The following is a 17,658-nucleotide window of genomic DNA, read 5'->3' as shown; positions in this document are numbered from 1 at the left end:
AAAAAGCTTTAAAGTACTGGATTCCTGCTTGCGCAGGAATGACATAACAGGATTCCAGCCACAAATCTGCTAACTAAACCTCAACATCAAACACCTTAAAAATAAATACTAATTCGTCAGCTATCTCTTTCAGATAATCAAAACGACCGGCAGAACCTTTATGTCCCGTATCCATATTTGTTTTTAATAATAAGGGATTATTGTCCATTTTTAGTGCTCGTAATTTTGCTACCCATTTAGCAGGTTCCCAGTAACCTACACGTGGGTCGGATATACCGCAAGTAACGAATAGAGCAGGGTAGTTTTGTGCTTTTACGTTATCATAAGGGGAATATGATTTAATATATTCAAAATATTCTTTCTCTTTCGGATTACCCCACTCATTATATTCCAAGAGAGTTAACGGTAAGCTTTCGTCAAGCATGGTATTCAAAACATCAACAAACGGTACATGCGCGATTGCTGCTCTATAGATTTCCGGTTTTTCGTTGAGTATGTAACCGATTAACATACCGCCGGCACTACCGCCCATTATTACTATATTGTTGTTACTTGTATATTGCTCGTTAATTAAAGCTCTACTACAGGCTATGAAGTCTTCAAATGTTCTTTTTTTGGTTAAAAACTTAGCAGCTTCATACCAATCATGACCTAGATCATCGCCACCTCTAATATGAGCAACTGCGTAAATAAAACCGCGATCGGCAAGTGTCACTGCTGTATTTCTAAAATTGACGGGCATAGCGATGCCATAAGCACCGTAACCCATTAGATATAAAGGATTTGAACCGTCTTTTTTAAATAAAGATTTTTTATAAAACAAGGTTATAGGTACTTTTACATCTTCATTATCTGCAAATATTCTCTCTACTTTATACTCCTCCGGGTTAAAGCCTGAAGGTATTTCGTGGCTCTTTAATATCGTTAATTTATCGCTATTAAAATCGTAACTATAAGTGGTATTGGGTCTTGCTAGAGAAGAGTAATCTATTCTGATATCGTCTTCCTCAAAGTTTGTAGAAAAACTACTTGCTTGGAAACTTTCGTCGGGAAAATAAATTGTATTTTCTTGTAAATCTTTAAATCGCTTTATTTTAATTAGCGGTAAACCTTGGTCACGATAGTTTAAGATTAAATAATTATTTGTAACATTAAAGCTTTTTAAATATTTGTCTTGTTCTTCCTTAATATAAATATCATCCCAATCATCCCAGCTAGTATTTTCAAAATTATTTACCGGCAGTTTTATAACATGGAAATTTTTAGCTTTATAATTAGTTTTAATATAAAAATAATCGCCATTATATTCTATTTCATAGAATATTTTGTTTTCTGCAGCTCGTACTAATTTAGGCGTAAAACTATCATCCTGCATAGAAATTACGTAAATTTCATTTTCATTATGATCGCCTGAATTTATAAAAATATATTTATGACTTGCTGATTTCTTGCAGCTGATAAAATGAAGAGGGTTTTTTACCTCGAATATTAATTTATCCTGAGTGACCTCTTCACCTAGAAGGTGAAACATTACCTTATCCCAGCGTTGATTCTCATTAATAGTAATATAGAAAAAGCCGTTTAAGTGTTCATGCCAAATTATAGTAGGAGCTACAGCTAAATCTCGATCGCTTGATACAAGCGAATTTTGCGGCATTCGCCTATGCTCACGTACATTTGTACGTTCCGCAGGCTTATCCTGAAATTCATCTTGTCTGAAGCGATCGAGATTTAGCTGTACATTGCCTAATTCATCAGGTAAGTATTTTTGTTCTTTAAGGTTGTATATTTTGATATTGTATTGTTCATTACCTGTAAAATTAACACTATAAGCCATTAAATTGTGATCAGGTGACATTGCAACTGTAGCAACATCAGTAAAACTGCTATTTGGAGCAAGAAGGTTGACATCTAATATTACTTCTTCTGCTGACTCCATATTATGATGCTTTCTGCAATATATCGGATAATTTTTATTCTCCTCTACTCTATGGTAATAGTAATAATCTTTGTTCTTAACATAAACCGATTCATCGTCTAATTTAACCCGTCCTTTTAATTCTTTAAAAATCTTTTCCTTATCATTTTGCAGATCGGCAAAGAAATTTTCGGTATATTGATTCTCAGCTTTTAAATAATCTAAAATTTTAGAGTCTTCTACATTTGGCCACTTAGGATCACGCAGCCAGTGATAATCATCGTTTATTGTTGTTTCGTGAACTTCAAAGCTGTAATTTTGTTTGTCTGTTATTGGTGGTTTCATGTTTTTTATTTTTTTGTGTTGTTATGCCTAAAGTCGTCATTGCGAGGAGCCGTAGGCGACGCGGCAATTTAGTAAAATAATAAAAAAATTCTGTAATCAGAATTGTTTACTAGATTGCTTCGTTGAAACTTACAGTTTCTTCTCGCAGTGACGATTTTGGTATCTATACAACATCGAATTATTGTAGTGTTAAAATCAAACTAATTAATAGGAATAATACAATCAATATAGCAGTTTGCTGATTATGCCAAGCAGATATTTTACTTAAAATATTATCCCAAATAACCTTAAAATTAAGATATTCTGCCGCATCTTCGTTATTGTCTGCCGTTTCTTTATATTTATCGATACTGAAATATATAAATTTTTCAATATATTGGTATAGGTCAAGGTTTATGTTTTCTGTCGAAATGCGTGGTATTTTTCTAAATATTAAAGCCAATAACAGTGAGATTGCAAGGATCACTAGCTTAAAGTTAGCAGTATGTGATATTTGAATAGGGTAGAATAAACATATGCATAAAGTTATGATGCAGAAAGAGAGGTAGGTTATAGTTCTTATGTCATTCCTGCGAAATCGGGAATCCAGAAATATTATAAAGCTTTTATTTGTAAGGTTTTTACTGGATTCCTGCTTTCGCAGGAATGACGTAGAACTCTCCATCAACAACCCAAATAATACGGTACAAGTCGCTATCTTGGAAAATAGCATTACACTATTCTCGTTTAAAATATTAGCTATTTCATCTTTAATATAAGAAGAACGAATAGGCAGTATAGATGTATAGATCAATATACTAATAACAAATCCGCTTAATAAAATAAAATTAATTTGAGTATTCTGAAGATCTTGGTAATTTTTAATATCATACTCATCTTCTATATAAGCGAAATATAAAGCAAATAATCCGTTATATAATATATGTATGAATATAAAGCTTGTAATAAGATAAGCTATATTTGGAGAGTTTATGCTAATAGCCGTTAATATAAAACCAAGCTGTGATACGGTAAGATAACATATTAATCGTTTAAGTTTTTTTTCAATTAGAGACAATACTAATCCGTAAATGATCATTGATATCCCAAAAAACTTTAATATCTCAAGACCGCTAAATAATTTTAAAATGATAATTAAAATAACTTTAGTAGTAAAACTAATTAAATATACAATACCGCTACTTGAAGCTATAGGATAGCAATGAACCACCCAGCCGTTTACAAAAATAGCCGAGGCATTAATTAAACAACCTGCAAGTATGAATATTGCTGGTAACTCAAAATTATTTACTGATTCTGTTAAAGAAGTAAAAGTCGTATTACTTGTTGTTTGGATTAGAAGAGTCATACCGATTAAGATTAGCCCGCTGCTGAATAAATGAGTGAGGAAATATTGACGTGCCGGTTTTATCTTTAATTGGTCACAAAAAATAATTATGCAGGCAAAAATCGTCATGAATTCAAGCGAGATTATCATGGAAATAAAATCAGCTGCAAATACGCATATAATAGAGGATAAACAGTATAAACTACCGATTAAGCATTCTAATTTTCTATTTTGGGAAATTGTATAAAGATTTAAGATAGCAGTAACAATTAGAAATGCTAGAGCTATTAGCTGATTTTGTGGGTGAAAATCAAACATAAGCTCAAAATTAGTAAGCGGAAATGTACACTTGGTATTTTGAATAAACATTTTAATCCTTAGAAGAAACTGTTAAAACCTCTAGTCCCTGGATGCTTTTAAAGTCTTTTACATTTAGAGTTAATATCAGAAAACCTTTTGTAATAGCTGTTGCTGCAATAAGCATATCATGAGTTCCTATAGTTATACGTTGTGTGTATAAATCATGAGTAATACGTGTATATGTATATACTTCTTCAATATCGAAAGGTAATATAGTAAACAGACTTTTTACGTATTCTATAAAAGTTAAACATTTTATACGTTTATTCTCATTCTTGACTCTATCTACTCCTATTAATAGTTCAGTTAACACAATAGGGCTAATATAAGTCTGACCGTAATGTGACCATTGCTTAGTACTGACCTTTTCTCTTTCTAAAGCTATGATTATAGCAGTATCAATAATTAATCCCATCTTTCAACCAATTTTTTAATATCTTGTTTAGTATTGTGTCTTATTTCTTTGCGATTTTTCATGAATTGATCAGCATCTTCAGGATCAAGATGTGGATCATTTTTAAAAGCTTCCTCTAAGTCTCTTACTGCTACAGAAGGCTTGATTTCTGCAGGCGTAATCCTTGCTACGATATGATTACCTTTTTGAACGTCAAAGCTTTCGCCTTTATAGTAAACTCTATTCATAATATCTGAAAAAGATCGTACAAATTCTGTTGCTCTAATAATTTGTGCCATATTTATCCTCAAAAATAATTACCATATTTATACCGTAGATACTTCAAGATTTGGTACGTCAAATTTCGGGATTCGCCTGTGCTCACTATTGTACGCTGTGTAGGTGCACTGCTTATTTGACTTCCAACTTTTGAAGTATCTACGGTATAAATATTATATGATTATGTGTAGATTATGTAAATATGTTTATGTAATATAAGCTAAAAATTCTCTGATTAAGATTTGAATAAAATAGAAAAGAGTTACGGCACAGCAGCACATTATTATACTGATTTGCATAGAGTAGGGGAGTGGTTTTGTTACGCTAGATTCTACTAAAGAAGGTTTATAAATAGAGCTTAATATTTTGAGCAGGTAAAGGCTTGAGAATATACTACTAGCTATTACGACAATCATAACAATGATTTGATTCTGTTCGCTTGCGGCAAGTAATATTGAGAATTTGCTAATAAATCCGCTAAAGATAGGTATACCGATTAATGATAATGAAGAGATAGATATAATAAAAGAAATTAAAGGAAATTCTTTGGATGTACCATGTAAATTCTGTACTTGATTGGTTTTCTTTAAACTGTAAATACTTCCCATACTATAAAATAAGCAGATTTTTGTAAAAGAATGTGAAACTAAATGGAGTATTGCGGCTCCAAGTGCCTTAGGTGTTAACATGAAAGCACTAAGCAATGCAAGGCTTAATTGGTTCATAGTGGAGTAGGCGAGTATTTTTTTGATATTATCCGTGTCTAGGGCTTTGATTGAGCTATAAAATATGCTTACTATCGGTATAAAAATTAACCAGTTAAACTCGGCAAATATCATTTGTAAATACGATAAACCAAATATATATAATAGGATTTTGTAAATACAAAATAATCCGGTTTTAACCACTATTACGGCATGCAGCAAACTGCTAATGGGGTAATGTGCAACCATTGCAGCAGGAAGCCATGAATGCACCGGAAAAATGGCAGTTTTAGCAATACCGCAAATAAACATTAACAATAAAATAATTGACTGGTTTTTGGAAAAATAATTTTCTACTAAACTTCCACTTGCAAAATCTCCGTTACCGGTTTTAGTATAAATAATTATCACTGCCGGTAAAAATAATATTGTGGCAGAAATCATCAGAATTTTTAGATATTTATATAACCCGCTAAGTACTATATTATTTTTGGTATGTCCTATTAAAAAAGCTGTAGAAATAGTTAAAAGCTCATAGCAAATAAACATCGTGAATAAGTTGCTAGATAAAGCAATTAAAACACCGATTAGAATAGTGAAGTTAAAGAAAAATAAGAATCTAGAAGAATAGTCTATATTATTAATAGCAAGATATTTAGGAGTGTAAAGTAAAGCACAAATCCATAAAAAGCCTATTAAACTTAAGAAAATAAGCCCTAAAGGTTCAAGATGGAATCCTATAGAGTAATTACCGAATATATTAAATTCAAATCCTGCTCTAATACCTTTTAAAAACAACCAGTCTATAATTAAAATATTACCGAAGAAAAAAATAGCAATAGTAATAAGTAAAAAATTACGTATAAAGCTATCTTTTTGAGTGGCATACGGGCTAGTTAAGTTTAATGCACCAACTAGCAAAGTTGATAGAATCAAAAGATTCGGAGTAGTAAATTGTGTAATCATGATAAGCTGTTATACTTTTTTTGATAGTATGGTTAGAGCATTACCTGTATGGCTTTCTATATCATGCCTAGCTAAAAGTGGGGGAATCCAGAAAAAGCGAGATAAATCGTGCTTTTAGTTTTAAAAACTTACTGTGTTTATATTTTTTAATTACTGGATTCCCGCTTTCGCGGGAATGACAATAGTACCATTTTATAATGGTAAAATAACGATCCTACAGAGCTAAGTAAAATTATAATAAAATCTAATAGTAGATTGTGTGTTAATAATAATTCAAGAATATTTACTTTGATAAAAAATAATGGACTGAGAGGTAAGCCACAGCTGCACATAATAGCAATTATTATTAAAACTTTGTTAGGCTCTCTTTTATAGCTTCCATTATAAGCATCTATCAAGAAAAGAGCTATTTTATTTATACTATCTGCAAGTAATAAACTTGGTAAAACTATTATACCGTTTTCGGTTACGTATAATAAAAATACGTAACCTATTTGAGTACAACATGAATAAATTATAATATTCTTGAAATCTTTTGTTTGGTAAGCAAAATATGGGGCTATAATAAGAGTAGCTAAAGCGATAGGTTTTATAAAATTTGTAATAGCCGTTTTAATTGTCTCATAGCCTATAATAATATAAGTAAATTTATATATTATATATATTCCTATTATAGTAGAAATCCCTGCTAAATATACTAAAATAACTGAAGCCGTGTTATTATAAGCTCTCATCATCCAAAAATGCATAGGGAAAAAAGCTGTTTTTAAAATAGCACCTATTAAGAAAAAACCGATAGCTATAGTGATTATACGGGAATTAGTATGTTCTTGTAAATACGCTGCAATTTCTGCCATATTCAAACTACCCGTAATGCTTAGCAGAAATCCTATAGATATAAGAATAAGAGTTGCACCGATACTACCTATTATCAAATAATCAAAAGCTCCGATTAAAGATTTTGGATTATTACCTGAGGCTATCAGGACATAGCTACTAAGTGCCGAAATCTCTATAAATATATATAGATTAAAAAAATCGTGAGTAGCCATCATCCCTAAATAGCCCGTATGAGCGAATAATAATATACCGTAAAATAAAGATTTTCTATTATTGTTTATATATTTTAAGATAGTTTGATTAGTAATCTTATGACAAAAAACTAAAAAGAATAATAAAACCAAGTTAAGATAAATAATAATAGCTTGGTTTAGTGCATTTAGCCGATATTCTATTCCTATTTTTGAAGTCCATCCTCCCATGGTGTAAGATAGCTCCGTATTTTGTATAATGCTATATCCATAAACACTGACCAAAAGGCTAGATAAAATACAAATCGTAGTAATTATTCGTGCAAAGGTAATAAAGCGAAAAGATATTATTGAGAGTAAAGCCCCAAATAAAGGGAATAATATTTGTATGATAGGGACATGGTTAGCTAGCATCATTTATCAAAATTAATTTCATTTTCTGATATTGTACCAAAATGTTTATAAATTTGATATATTAAACTTAAAGCTACGCTAAGAGTAGCAAACCCAACTACTATAGCAGTTAGCATTAATACATGAGGCAAAGGGCTAGTGTAAGTAGTGATGCCCTCTTGGAAAATAGGTACACCGCCTGTTTTCATTTTTCCGATACTTAAATAAAACACTAACACCGAACTTTGAAAGATTCCAAGCCCGATAATTTTATGAATATAATTACGACTTGTAAGCATTATAAATAAGCCGCTAGTTAGTAAGATCAAGGCAAAGAAATATATTAAATTATGCATAATTATATTGTTATTGTAAGAAAAGTATTGTGACGTGAATCAGTTTCATCGTCATTGCCGCCATGACGTTGGTAGACATTAATACGCTTTGAAAGACTGATTAAATACGCATGTGACTTTTTTGCCCTTACGTATAGCGAGCTTAGGAAAAACCTGTTCAAGGATCACCATATTAGGATTATCTTGAGCAAGGCGATAATTTACTAAAGATTCTCGAAGTGAATCATCTACAGCAAAAATACCGGAAATTTCAGCGTTTTTATCTCTAAATTGCAGATAAGTAAACTCGCCGTCATCAAAAATTTTAATAGGAGCTATTTCTTCGCTGCCGCTAATATAGTAATTAAAGTTATATTTTTCAGGATGAGTCAGGTCGGGATTTGCTAGGGCAGCAGAAAAAGTTTGCATATGACCGCTCATATTGTCATTTTCGTCATCCGGATAAAGAAACTTTACGTTAAAGACCATTTCAGGATCACGCATATCAAGAGTTTCGGCGGCATATAGTTCAAAGAAGTATGTCCGTTTATTAGTAATTAAAGTCATATTAGTAGTAGCATCCGGTTCCATCGGTTTAATAAAAATCCTATGACCGGCAGGTACTATTTGCCATGAAGTAGTATCTCCCATAGAAATACTTACTATTTCCTCGTCTCTTGCTAGTTCTATACTTGCTTGATAGCCGTAATATCCTGTGAATTTGAAAACATCGTCAGGGTTATAAGTCATAACTCTTAGACGTGGGTCTCGACCTAGAGGTCGTGATATAGTAAGAGCAAATACATCTAATGTAAGTATTATAAAAGTACAAAATATTATTAGTTGCTTCATATTATTTCTGATTTTTATTCCTTAATAACTTTAGCTTGTAACTAGTAACGGTAAAATTGAACGGCATATTAGGTGATGTATTTGTACTGATAGAATCCATTATAAATCCGATTCTTGCTTCCCATACCATATTTTCTAAAATTGCATCCGTACTATTTTTTGCCAATGATTCAAAAGTAACAATTGCCTCGTTATCGTTTATATTGTTAATTGATAATATATTAATTGAGCGTCTATATAGTTTTTGATATCTTATGACCGGTGATAATGGGTTATCAATATTCATAAAATTAGCAAATTGCATATAAACAATACTCGTAGAAGCATTTTTGATAAAGGTAAATTGTTCTTTTAATATATCGTAATTGTATTCTTCTCGTTGGTTTACATAATTCTGAAGCATAATATTTGCAATAGAGATATAAGGCTTTACTAATGTTGAATGTTTAGTATTAATAACGGCAGCTTGTTTTTCGGCATCATCGTTTATTAAATAATTTACTTTTTGGTTTATAGGTAGCAATATGTTGATACTTATACAAATTAAGGTTAATAATAAGGTAAAAATCGTGCATATTAAAAGCAGAAGACTTCTATGACTTAACAGTAAGATATACTTAAAATTATACCATTTTCTTGCATCAATAAAATATTCGCCGGATTTTATATATTCTTGTATTGCGTTGGTTAATGGGTCCATAATTACTAGATTAATATCTAATTTTATTCTGTTTTAACACTCTATCATAATTATTATAATATGATTATGATTTAATTTAATGTTATTTTAAGCTATAAAATAAGTTTATATTGTTGCTACAATACCAAATATTGTTTAACTTTAAAATTAAAATAAATAAATTATAAATTAAAATTATACAATAACAATTATTGATGGTAGTTATTATGTTATACTCATCCCACTTGAAAAATTGGCGACAATGTCTTTATAAGTCCGCAGGTAGCCACGTATGAAGTATACGCTCTTCTCCTAAGCTGAACTTCGTATAACTACTCTTTATTTACTTCAGAGTATAATAGTTTACAATCTTTTTAATATTTTTTTATATTTATAAATAGATTTTTTTAAAAAATGCTTGTGAACTATTGTATAGTAAGGTAATTTTAAAATAGTAACAAGATAATTTAATAATGTATAATTAGAATGTTAAAATCATTAAAGCTTTTATTAGTATTAATTATGCTTGCTCAATTGTTGTCATGTACCCCTTCAGCTCCTTATGAAATTAAAAGCCCGTGCGTTTCTACTGATATAGATGATGGTTCGAGTGTAAGCGTAAATCCTTGTATAAGAAGACCTGTTAATTCAGTAAATATAGTATAAAAGTAATAGTTTTACACAATAACAATGTAATAATAAAAATACCTTTGATATGAATAATATATTTGGCTTCTTTAAATCAAGTAATAACTCGCAAAGCGGTGCAGGAGATACACAAACGCAAGGAAGTATTAAATCGGCTAATCCTTTAAAAATTACTCAGAATTGGTATGAAGAGCAATCTGATAAGTTACTTGTTCAACGTAACTTACTTATCATATTAATAATACTACTAACCATTTTTATGGTTATAGCAACTTTAGTAATAGCCTTTGTAGTGAAATCTAAACAGTTTGAGCCTTTTGTTATTCAGCTTAATAGTAATACCGGACGTGCCTCAGTGGTAGAACCTATTTCATCACCAGTGTTAACGGCGGATGAGTCTCTTACAAGGTATTTTATAAAGAAATACATAACGGCACGGGAAACATATAATCCGGTTGATTTTGCGACGATAGCTCGTACGACAATAAGATTATTTTCAACAAGCAGTGTTTATTACAACTATCTTGGCTATATAAGAAATAAAGATTTTGATCCTACTTTAAAATATAAAGAAGAGAATACTACATTTTTAGTCATAAAATCATGGTCAAAAATCGCAGCAGATAAATATATAGTTAGATTTTCCGTAAATGAAACATCAGGAAACCAATTAGTTTATAATAAAATAGCGGTAGTAAGTTATGCTTATGTGCCTATGCAATTAACAGATTCAGAACTTGATGTAAATCCGGTAGGGTTTCAAGTGAACGGATATAGGGTAGACGATGACAATAGTTAGATTTTATTTTTTAGTTTTTATATTATTAAGTGGTTTTACAGTACAACGAGAATGTCCACTTGTAGATGATCCATGTAATAGTAGTAATAATTATGTAGATGATTTATCTATAACTAAAGATAATAGGATAAAAACTTATATATATAATCCAAATGAAGTTTATTTATTAGTTTTGCATTTTGGCTTTCAATCGCATATAGAATTTGCTAAAAACGAAGAAGTCCAAAATATAATTCTTGGGGATGCTTATGCTTGGAAAATAACTCCTTTGGCAAATAGATTATTTATTAAGCCTCTTGAAAAAGATATTCGTACAAATATGACTATTATAACTAATAAAAGAATATATGAATTTGATATCGCTTCTACGGAACTTATGATGGGTAACGAAAGGGATTTAGTATATGTAATTAAATTTTACTACCCTAAGAAAAATAGTAATTACATGGCAAGATTTTAATCGATGTCATTTCTGCGTAGATATGTCATTGCGAGCAGCCGTAGGCTGCGTGGCAATCTTATGAAATAATACAAACTCCTGAGATTGCGGACATACAATTGCTCTGAGGTTTCCTCGCAATGACGGAAAAATCGATCCACGTAACAATGACAATAAAAACACTTTAACTGATATAATTTAGATATGGCTGAAGAGCAAAATAACAATCATAATACCGGTTCTTTATCAGGAGCAGATTTTCCTGAAGTACAAAGAGAATTATCAAAAGTTTCGGTTAGCTTTAATAAGAGTATTGCGATAGTAGTCGTAATTTGTGGTATTTTTATATATATTTTTTATACTCTTTTTTTCGGTACTGAAAAAGAAGAAATACCGGAGACTCAGATACCGAGTAATATTGTAAAACCTGTTACGGAGGTTGATGATAATATTCCGGAGATTCCAAAGTTACCTGATCCGCCTAAGCTTGAGACGCCCACCGCTCCTCCACTGCCGCCTCCCCCTCCGGTAGTAAAAGTTCCACCGGTCTTACCTCCTACTACTCCTGTAGAAGAGAATAAAAACAAAACGCTTCCATTGCCGCCGGTTTCGTTGCCTTCGACTTCAGGAACGTTAGTTGAGAGCGATGCAGAGAAGCAACGTCGTGAAGCAAAAAGAAAATCAGCTATAGTGTTAATTGGTGGTGTAGAGCCTAAAAAAACACCGGAACAGATTACGGCAGAAACGACCTTTAAAGATCGCGGTGATATGTCTTTGGTTCTCGGACGCGGTAAATTAATTGATGCAGTCCTTGAAACGGCAATAAATAGTGATCTCGGCGGTGAAATAAGAGCCATTATTAGTAGAGACGTATTTTCTGAGAAAGATAAAGTGATATTGATACCAAAAGGGTCAAAAATATTCGGTAAATATGCAACCTCAACTTCGTCCGATAGTTATGGTAGAGTTTCTATAATATGGGATAGAATCGATTTAACGAGCGGTTATACTATAGAATTCGACTCACCTGCAGTTGATAATTTAGGTAGACCGGGATTACAAGGAAGAGTTGATAATAAATATAAAGAACAATTTGCAAATGCCGTATTACAATCCGGCTTTAATATAGGGCTTGCTAAAGTCCTTGATAAGTTAGTGCCGCCTCCTATAGCTTCTCAGGCAGCGGCTACCAATAGTGCTACGGCAAAACAATTGTTAAATACTGCTCAAACTATTGCGTCTAATACCGCTATGGATGCAAATACTAGGATAGTTACAATTTGTACTAATATACTTGCTGCTATTACCGATAAAACTTCGACTGCTTATACTACTATGACTCAAGCATGTACAACCGCACAAACTGCTTCTTCAGCGAATACTGCTGAGCAGAGACTTCAAACCTTAGTACAGGCAGTTAATACGGCAGCTTCAAGTTTGCTTACTACTACCTCTATAGCATCAACTCCGACTCAAGCACAACAAGCTTCTACTCAAGCTTTTACGGATGTAACGAATGTTGTAAAAAATATGATAACTCAGCAGCAGTTTAAGCCGACGACAACGGTTAATCAAGGTACGCCGGTTAGAATATACGTTAATAAGGATTATAAATTCCCAAAAGCCGTTTTATTAAAATCGAAGGTAATGAAATGAGTGAAGAATTTGCAGCCTTAGAGACGTTTTTACTTCCTTTTAAAAATTTATTTGCTGAAGACGGTATTAACGAAATTATGGTTAATAAGCCCGGAGAAGTATGGGTTGAAAAAAAAGGCGATATATATTCTAAGCAAATACCGGAACTGGATAGCGAACATCTACTTGCATTAGGGAGTTTAGTCGCTCAATCTACCGAACAGATGATTTCAGAAGAAAAACCGCTTCTTTCGGCAACTTTGCCGAATGGCTACCGTATTCAAATAGTATTTCCTCCTGCTTGTGAGATAGGACAAATCATTTATGCTATAAGAAAGCCTAGCGGTATGAATCTAACTTTAGATGAATATGCTAAAATGGGGGCATTTGATGATACTGCAACAGAGAGTTTAGTAGATGAAGATGCAGTAATTTTAAATAATTTCTTAGCTGAAAAAAAGATTAAAGAATTTATTAGACATGCAGTTGTTTCAAAGAAAAATATCATAATTAGCGGCGGTACTTCAACCGGTAAAACTACTTTTACTAATGCGGCACTTACTGAAATACCTGCAATAGAAAGATTAATTACTGTAGAAGATGCTCGTGAGGTTGTGCTATCACGCCATCCTAACAGAGTGCATTTACTGGCTTCCAAAGGAGGACAGGGGCGTGCAAATGTTACTACTCAAGATTTAATAGAGGCCTGTTTGCGTTTAAGACCAGATAGGATTATAGTAGGTGAGCTTCGAGGTAAGGAAGCTTTTAGTTTTTTGCGTGCTATTAATACAGGTCATCCCGGTTCAATATCAACACTGCATGCTGATAGTCCCGCTATGGCTATTGAGCAGTTAAAGCTTATGGTTATGCAAGCAGATCTTGGTATGCCGCCTGAAGAAGTAAAGAAGTATATTTTAACCGTTGTAGATATCGTTGTGCAGTTAAAACGCGGTAGCGGCGGGAGAAGATATGTTTCGGAAGTATATTATAAGAAGAACAAGAACGCTGAGGGGATGGTTTAAAAACGTCATTGTGAGGAAATTACGAAGTAATTGACTAAGCACAATCTCAGGCCACAATCCTGAGATTGCCACGCTCCTTTTAGTTGCGCGCAATGACGTAAAAATTACTCCACGCAAAAACTAATATATAAGCATAAACTAGGAATATCAATTCATGGAATGGCATAAGATACTTAAAGTTACTAGAAATATATTCGGTCATGCTATAATTCATCCGGTTGTTATTTTTTGTACCATTTGGATAAGCGGTGCATTTGTTGCAATTTTTACTAATGAGGTTGGAGCTTTAGGTGTAAATATAAATGCTATAAATATTGCTTATAAGTGGGCTTATTGGCTTATTAACGTTTGGGGGCAGTTAAAAATTGCCGACTATAATTATTTAAAATTGAAGCTACTTGCCTCTCTTCTCAGTCCGGCTATTATTGTTATAATATTTTACATTAAAAATTTTGAAAGAATAAAATCATTACAATTTTTCAAACAAGATGAAAAAGTATATGGAGATGCAAGCTGGGCTAATCCGTCAGATATAGAGGCTGCAGGTCTTAGATCTAAGAAAGGTATGCTGATCGGTGTTGATGCCGGTGGATATTTTGTTGCAGACGGGTTCCAGCATGCTTTATTATTTGCTCCTACCGGTTCAGGTAAAGGTGTAGGGTTTGTGATACCTAATTTGTTATTTTGGAGTGATTCGGTAGTAGTGCATGACATAAAGCTTGAAAATCACGGGTTGACAAGTGGTTGGCGTGAGAAGCAAGGGCAGAAAGTTTTTGTATGGGAGCCTTCTAATCCTGATGGTGTTACTCATTGTTATAATCCGATTGATTGGGTTAGTACTAAGCCTGGGCAAATGGTTGATGACGTTCAAAAAATTTCAAATCTTATAATGCCGGAAAAGGATTTTTGGAATAATGAGGCACGAAGCTTATTTTTAGGCGTAACTCTATATTTAATAGCCGATCCTACTAAAACTAAATCTTTCGGTGAAGTAGTGCGTACTATGAGGAGTGATGACGTAGTTTATAATCTAGCGGTCGTACTCGATACGCTTGGTGGTGTAATACATCCTGTTGCATATATGAATATTGCTGCATTTTTGCAAAAAGCCGATAAAGAGCGTTCCGGCGTAATATCTACAATGAACTCATCGCTTGAATTATGGGCAAATCCACTTATTGATTCAGCTACAGCATCTTCTGATTTCAATATACAAGAATTTAAAAAAGTCAAAACAACCGTATATGTAGGGTTAACACCCGATAATATACAGCGTTTACAAAAATTAATGCAGGTGTTTTATCAGCAGGCGACAGAATTTTTAAGCCGCAAAATGCCGGATTTAAAGGAAGAGCCGTATGGAGTAATGTTCTTACTTGACGAGTTCCCGACGCTCGGGAAGATGGATACTTTTAAAGCCGGTATAGCTTATTTTAGAGGTTATAGAGTTCGTTTATTTTTAATTATCCAAGATACACAGCAGTTAAAAGGCACATATGAAGATGCAGGGATGAATTCTTTCTTATCTAATGCAACATATCGTATTACTTTTGCCGCTAATAACTATGAAACGGCAAATTTAATATCGCAGCTTGTCGGTAATAAGACGGTAGAACAAAGATCATTTAGTAAACCTTTATTTTTTGATCTTAATATTGCTACTAGAACCCAAAACGTTTCTCAGGTTCAAAGAGCTTTACTTTTACCTCAAGAAGTAATACAGTTACCGAGAGATGAGCAAATTGTTTTAATAGAATCCTTTCCGCCTATAAAATCGCGTAAAATTAAGTATTATGAAGATAAGTTTTTTACTAGTAGATTATTACCGCCGACTTTTGTACCTACTCAAGTACCTTTTGACCCTAGGGCAAATAATAATGGGGCTGCGGAAGAGACCGAAACAATAACTGTTCCGGAAAATAATGAGTAAAATGCGTTCAGCTATTATTGATATCGGTTCAAATGCTTTAAGAGCTGTAGTTTATGAAAGTGATGAGCTTGGAGCGCCGGAAATTTTTAATTATAAATTTAGAAATTATCTTACAAATTTACTTAATTTAGATAATTTAGACGTAAAACATCAAACATATTTATCTCTACAATATCTTATTCATATTTTTACCAAACTGTCTGTTACTAATATTAGATGTGTTGCAACAGCTATACTTAGGGGGCATCCTAAAGCAGATGAATTCAAAGCTATAATTAAAAAGAGATTCAATATTGATATTGAAATTATCTCAGGTGAACGTGAAGCTTATTTAACTGCTGCCGGATTAATTTCCGGTATTAGTGATGCTTTCGGTATTGTAGCTGATCTTGGAGGTGGAAGTCTTGAGCTTGCACAGATTGGAAATAAAAAAGTCGGTAAATTAAAATCATTGCCGCTTGGTACAAAAATTATTGTTAGTAGCAATTTTGGTGATGTTGGGCTGATTACTAAAATGCTAGAGGAAGAATTTGGAGCTGCACATTATCCTAATTTATATTTAATTGGTGGTGCATTACGTCTAATGAGCCGTATATACATGGAGTCTATAAATTATCCCCTTAAAAATTTACATAATTTTGAAATAAATCGTGTAGAGTTTGAGTTATATTTAGAGAAATTATCGCAAATCGATAAATTAAAGCTGAGTTATTATGAGCAGAAAGTCATAAATTATAATGCAGTTTTAGTAATAAAAGCAATGATTAAGGTATTTTCACCGGAAAAAATTATTATCTCAAATTACGGTTTAAAAGAAGGAGTAAGATTTGACTCGTTGCCGTCTCATGAAACAGAAAAAGATATTATTTATGAGAGGGTGAAGAGATTAGTAAAATTTGATAGAAATATATGTAAAATTGAAAAATATATTGAAGCAGTACAATATCTTTTAATTAATGCCGATGCCATGACTCTTATTGTTATTGAACTCGCTATAATGCTAGCACAATATAATAAAAATATTGATAAAACGCTTAGAGCAAATTTTGTTTCGGAATTTATATTATCTTCAGACATTCCTTTTAGTCATAGACAGCGTCTTATGCTAGGTATTGCCCTTACGGTTACTTATACTGCTAAAACTGACATGCAGATTAATAAAATAGCTAAGAAAATGATTAGTAAAAGTGATTATTATAACAGTCATATAATCGGTTATTATATAAAAATTGCTAGAGAAATTGATGGGCCAGAATTTCAAGAGCCTTCTTTTTCGATTAAATTAAAAGACGATAAATTTTTACAAATTAATGCTTCAAATATCTTGCCTAAACAAGTCTTTGAAAAGGTTTGTGAACGTTTAAAAGATATAAGTTCTGCTAGAAAAAATATTAGGTATAATTTTAGTGATTAGAGTTTTTTTGTTATAGTGCCGGATAGTTTTCGAAAAACCAGTGATGTTATACCTGCGAAAGCAGGGATACAGGCTAAAAAAATCTTGATTGCAAAGATTTTTTTATTAGATTGTTTCACTTTTAAAGTAAAATCTTTAAAAAGCTTTAAAGTACTGGATTCCTGCTTGCGTAGGTATGACATAAAAAG

The 17,658-nt window shown here is 32.3% G+C and carries 17 protein-coding genes and 1 pseudogene; 7 read left to right on the top strand and 11 right to left on the bottom strand.

What is annotated here, in order from left to right; translation table 11 throughout:
- Window positions 1-73: 73 nt before the first annotated feature.
- The 10 genes and pseudogenes from RSIB_RS04220 to RSIB_RS04260 all read right to left on the bottom strand — a co-directional run bounded on the left by RSIB_RS04220 (window position 74) and on the right by RSIB_RS04260 (window position 9,604).
- Window positions 74-2,263 (bottom strand): prolyl oligopeptidase family serine peptidase, encoded by a 2,190-nt coding sequence (locus RSIB_RS04220; protein WP_004996218.1) that lies wholly within the window; start codon window positions 2,261-2,263, stop codon window positions 74-76.
- Window positions 2,264-2,441: 178 nt separating this feature from the next.
- Window positions 2,442-3,959 carry a proton-conducting transporter transmembrane domain-containing protein gene (locus RSIB_RS04225; protein ID WP_004996217.1) on the bottom strand — a complete coding sequence of 506 codons (1,518 nt, stop codon included), beginning with the start codon at window positions 3,957-3,959 and terminating at the stop codon, window positions 2,442-2,444.
- A 1-nt stretch (window position 3,960) separates the two neighbouring features.
- Window positions 3,961-4,365: a ribonuclease VapC gene (gene vapC, locus RSIB_RS04230; RefSeq protein WP_004996214.1), complete on the bottom strand. Its 405-nt coding sequence runs from the start codon at window positions 4,363-4,365 to the stop codon at window positions 3,961-3,963.
- Entirely contained in the window at window positions 4,356-4,643 is a 288-nt protein-coding gene (vapB, locus tag RSIB_RS04235) for a type II toxin-antitoxin system antitoxin VapB (protein WP_004996211.1), read from the bottom strand. Before vapB ends, vapC begins: the two co-directional genes overlap by 10 nt.
- 30 nt (window positions 4,644-4,673) lie before the next feature.
- A pseudogene (locus RSIB_RS08605) lies at window positions 4,674-4,792 on the bottom strand (palindromic element RPE5 domain-containing protein); the annotation flags it as partial.
- Between the two features lie 37 nt (window positions 4,793-4,829).
- Window positions 4,830-6,293 carry a proton-conducting transporter transmembrane domain-containing protein gene (locus tag RSIB_RS04240; RefSeq protein WP_004996209.1) on the bottom strand — a complete coding sequence of 488 codons (1,464 nt, stop codon included), beginning with the start codon at window positions 6,291-6,293 and terminating at the stop codon, window positions 4,830-4,832.
- A 146-nt stretch (window positions 6,294-6,439) separates the two neighbouring features.
- Window positions 6,440-7,741, bottom strand: coding sequence for a proton-conducting transporter transmembrane domain-containing protein (locus tag RSIB_RS04245; protein ID WP_016728115.1), 1,302 nt, complete (start codon window positions 7,739-7,741; stop codon window positions 6,440-6,442).
- On the bottom strand, window positions 7,738-8,073 hold the full coding sequence (locus RSIB_RS04250) for a Na+/H+ antiporter subunit C (protein WP_004996201.1): 336 nt from the start codon (window positions 8,071-8,073) through the stop codon (window positions 7,738-7,740). The genes RSIB_RS04245 and RSIB_RS04250 overlap by 4 nt, the downstream gene beginning before the upstream one ends.
- Window positions 8,074-8,151: 78 nt before the next feature.
- A complete protein-coding gene (gene virB9, locus RSIB_RS04255; RefSeq protein ID WP_004996199.1) occupies window positions 8,152-8,904 on the bottom strand; it encodes a P-type conjugative transfer protein VirB9 in 753 nt (250 codons plus the stop codon).
- Between the two features lies 1 nt (window position 8,905).
- Window positions 8,906-9,604, bottom strand: a complete 699-nt coding sequence (locus RSIB_RS04260; RefSeq protein WP_004996196.1) for a VirB8 family type IV secretion system protein — start codon at window positions 9,602-9,604, stop codon at window positions 8,906-8,908.
- A 465-nt stretch (window positions 9,605-10,069) separates the two neighbouring features.
- On the opposite strand from RSIB_RS04260, the gene RSIB_RS04265 reads away from it, so the two are divergent.
- The 7 genes from RSIB_RS04265 (at window position 10,070) to RSIB_RS04295 (ending at window position 17,470) form a co-directional block, all read left to right on the top strand.
- Window positions 10,070-10,249 carry a DUF2706 domain-containing protein gene (locus RSIB_RS04265; protein ID WP_004996194.1) on the top strand — a complete coding sequence of 60 codons (180 nt, stop codon included), beginning with the start codon at window positions 10,070-10,072 and terminating at the stop codon, window positions 10,247-10,249.
- Window positions 10,250-10,298: 49 nt separating this feature from the next.
- Window positions 10,299-11,030 carry a VirB8 family type IV secretion system protein gene (locus RSIB_RS04270; RefSeq protein ID WP_004996191.1) on the top strand — a complete coding sequence of 244 codons (732 nt, stop codon included), beginning with the start codon at window positions 10,299-10,301 and terminating at the stop codon, window positions 11,028-11,030.
- Window positions 11,017-11,490, top strand: coding sequence for a TrbG/VirB9 family P-type conjugative transfer protein (locus RSIB_RS04275; protein ID WP_004996190.1), 474 nt, complete (start codon window positions 11,017-11,019; stop codon window positions 11,488-11,490). Before RSIB_RS04270 ends, RSIB_RS04275 begins: the two co-directional genes overlap by 14 nt.
- Window positions 11,491-11,673: 183 nt before the next feature.
- Window positions 11,674-13,125 carry a TraB/TrbI/VirB10 family type IV secretion system protein gene (locus tag RSIB_RS04280; RefSeq protein WP_004996188.1) on the top strand — a complete coding sequence of 484 codons (1,452 nt, stop codon included), beginning with the start codon at window positions 11,674-11,676 and terminating at the stop codon, window positions 13,123-13,125.
- Window positions 13,122-14,126 carry a P-type DNA transfer ATPase VirB11 gene (virB11, locus tag RSIB_RS04285; protein ID WP_004996187.1) on the top strand — a complete coding sequence of 335 codons (1,005 nt, stop codon included), beginning with the start codon at window positions 13,122-13,124 and terminating at the stop codon, window positions 14,124-14,126. The genes RSIB_RS04280 and virB11 overlap by 4 nt, the downstream gene beginning before the upstream one ends.
- Before the next feature lie 154 nt (window positions 14,127-14,280).
- Window positions 14,281-16,056 carry a type IV secretory system conjugative DNA transfer family protein gene (locus tag RSIB_RS04290; RefSeq protein ID WP_004996185.1) on the top strand — a complete coding sequence of 592 codons (1,776 nt, stop codon included), beginning with the start codon at window positions 14,281-14,283 and terminating at the stop codon, window positions 16,054-16,056.
- A 1-nt stretch (window position 16,057) separates the two neighbouring features.
- Entirely contained in the window at window positions 16,058-17,470 is a 1,413-nt protein-coding gene (locus tag RSIB_RS04295; protein ID WP_016728113.1) for a Ppx/GppA phosphatase family protein, read from the top strand.
- On the opposite strand, the gene RSIB_RS10385 is transcribed toward RSIB_RS04295, so the two are convergent.
- On the bottom strand, window positions 17,467-17,652 hold the full coding sequence (locus RSIB_RS10385) for a hypothetical protein (protein WP_016728112.1): 186 nt from the start codon (window positions 17,650-17,652) through the stop codon (window positions 17,467-17,469). The genes RSIB_RS04295 and RSIB_RS10385 overlap by 4 nt on opposite strands.
- Between the last annotated feature and the right edge of the window lie 6 nt (window positions 17,653-17,658).

This window comes from Rickettsia sibirica 246, assembly GCF_000166935.1.
GTDB classification, from domain to species: domain Bacteria; phylum Pseudomonadota; class Alphaproteobacteria; order Rickettsiales; family Rickettsiaceae; genus Rickettsia; species Rickettsia rickettsii.
The sequence above is the reverse complement of the archived record's forward strand: the minus strand, read 5'-3'. Positions and strand labels throughout refer to the sequence as shown.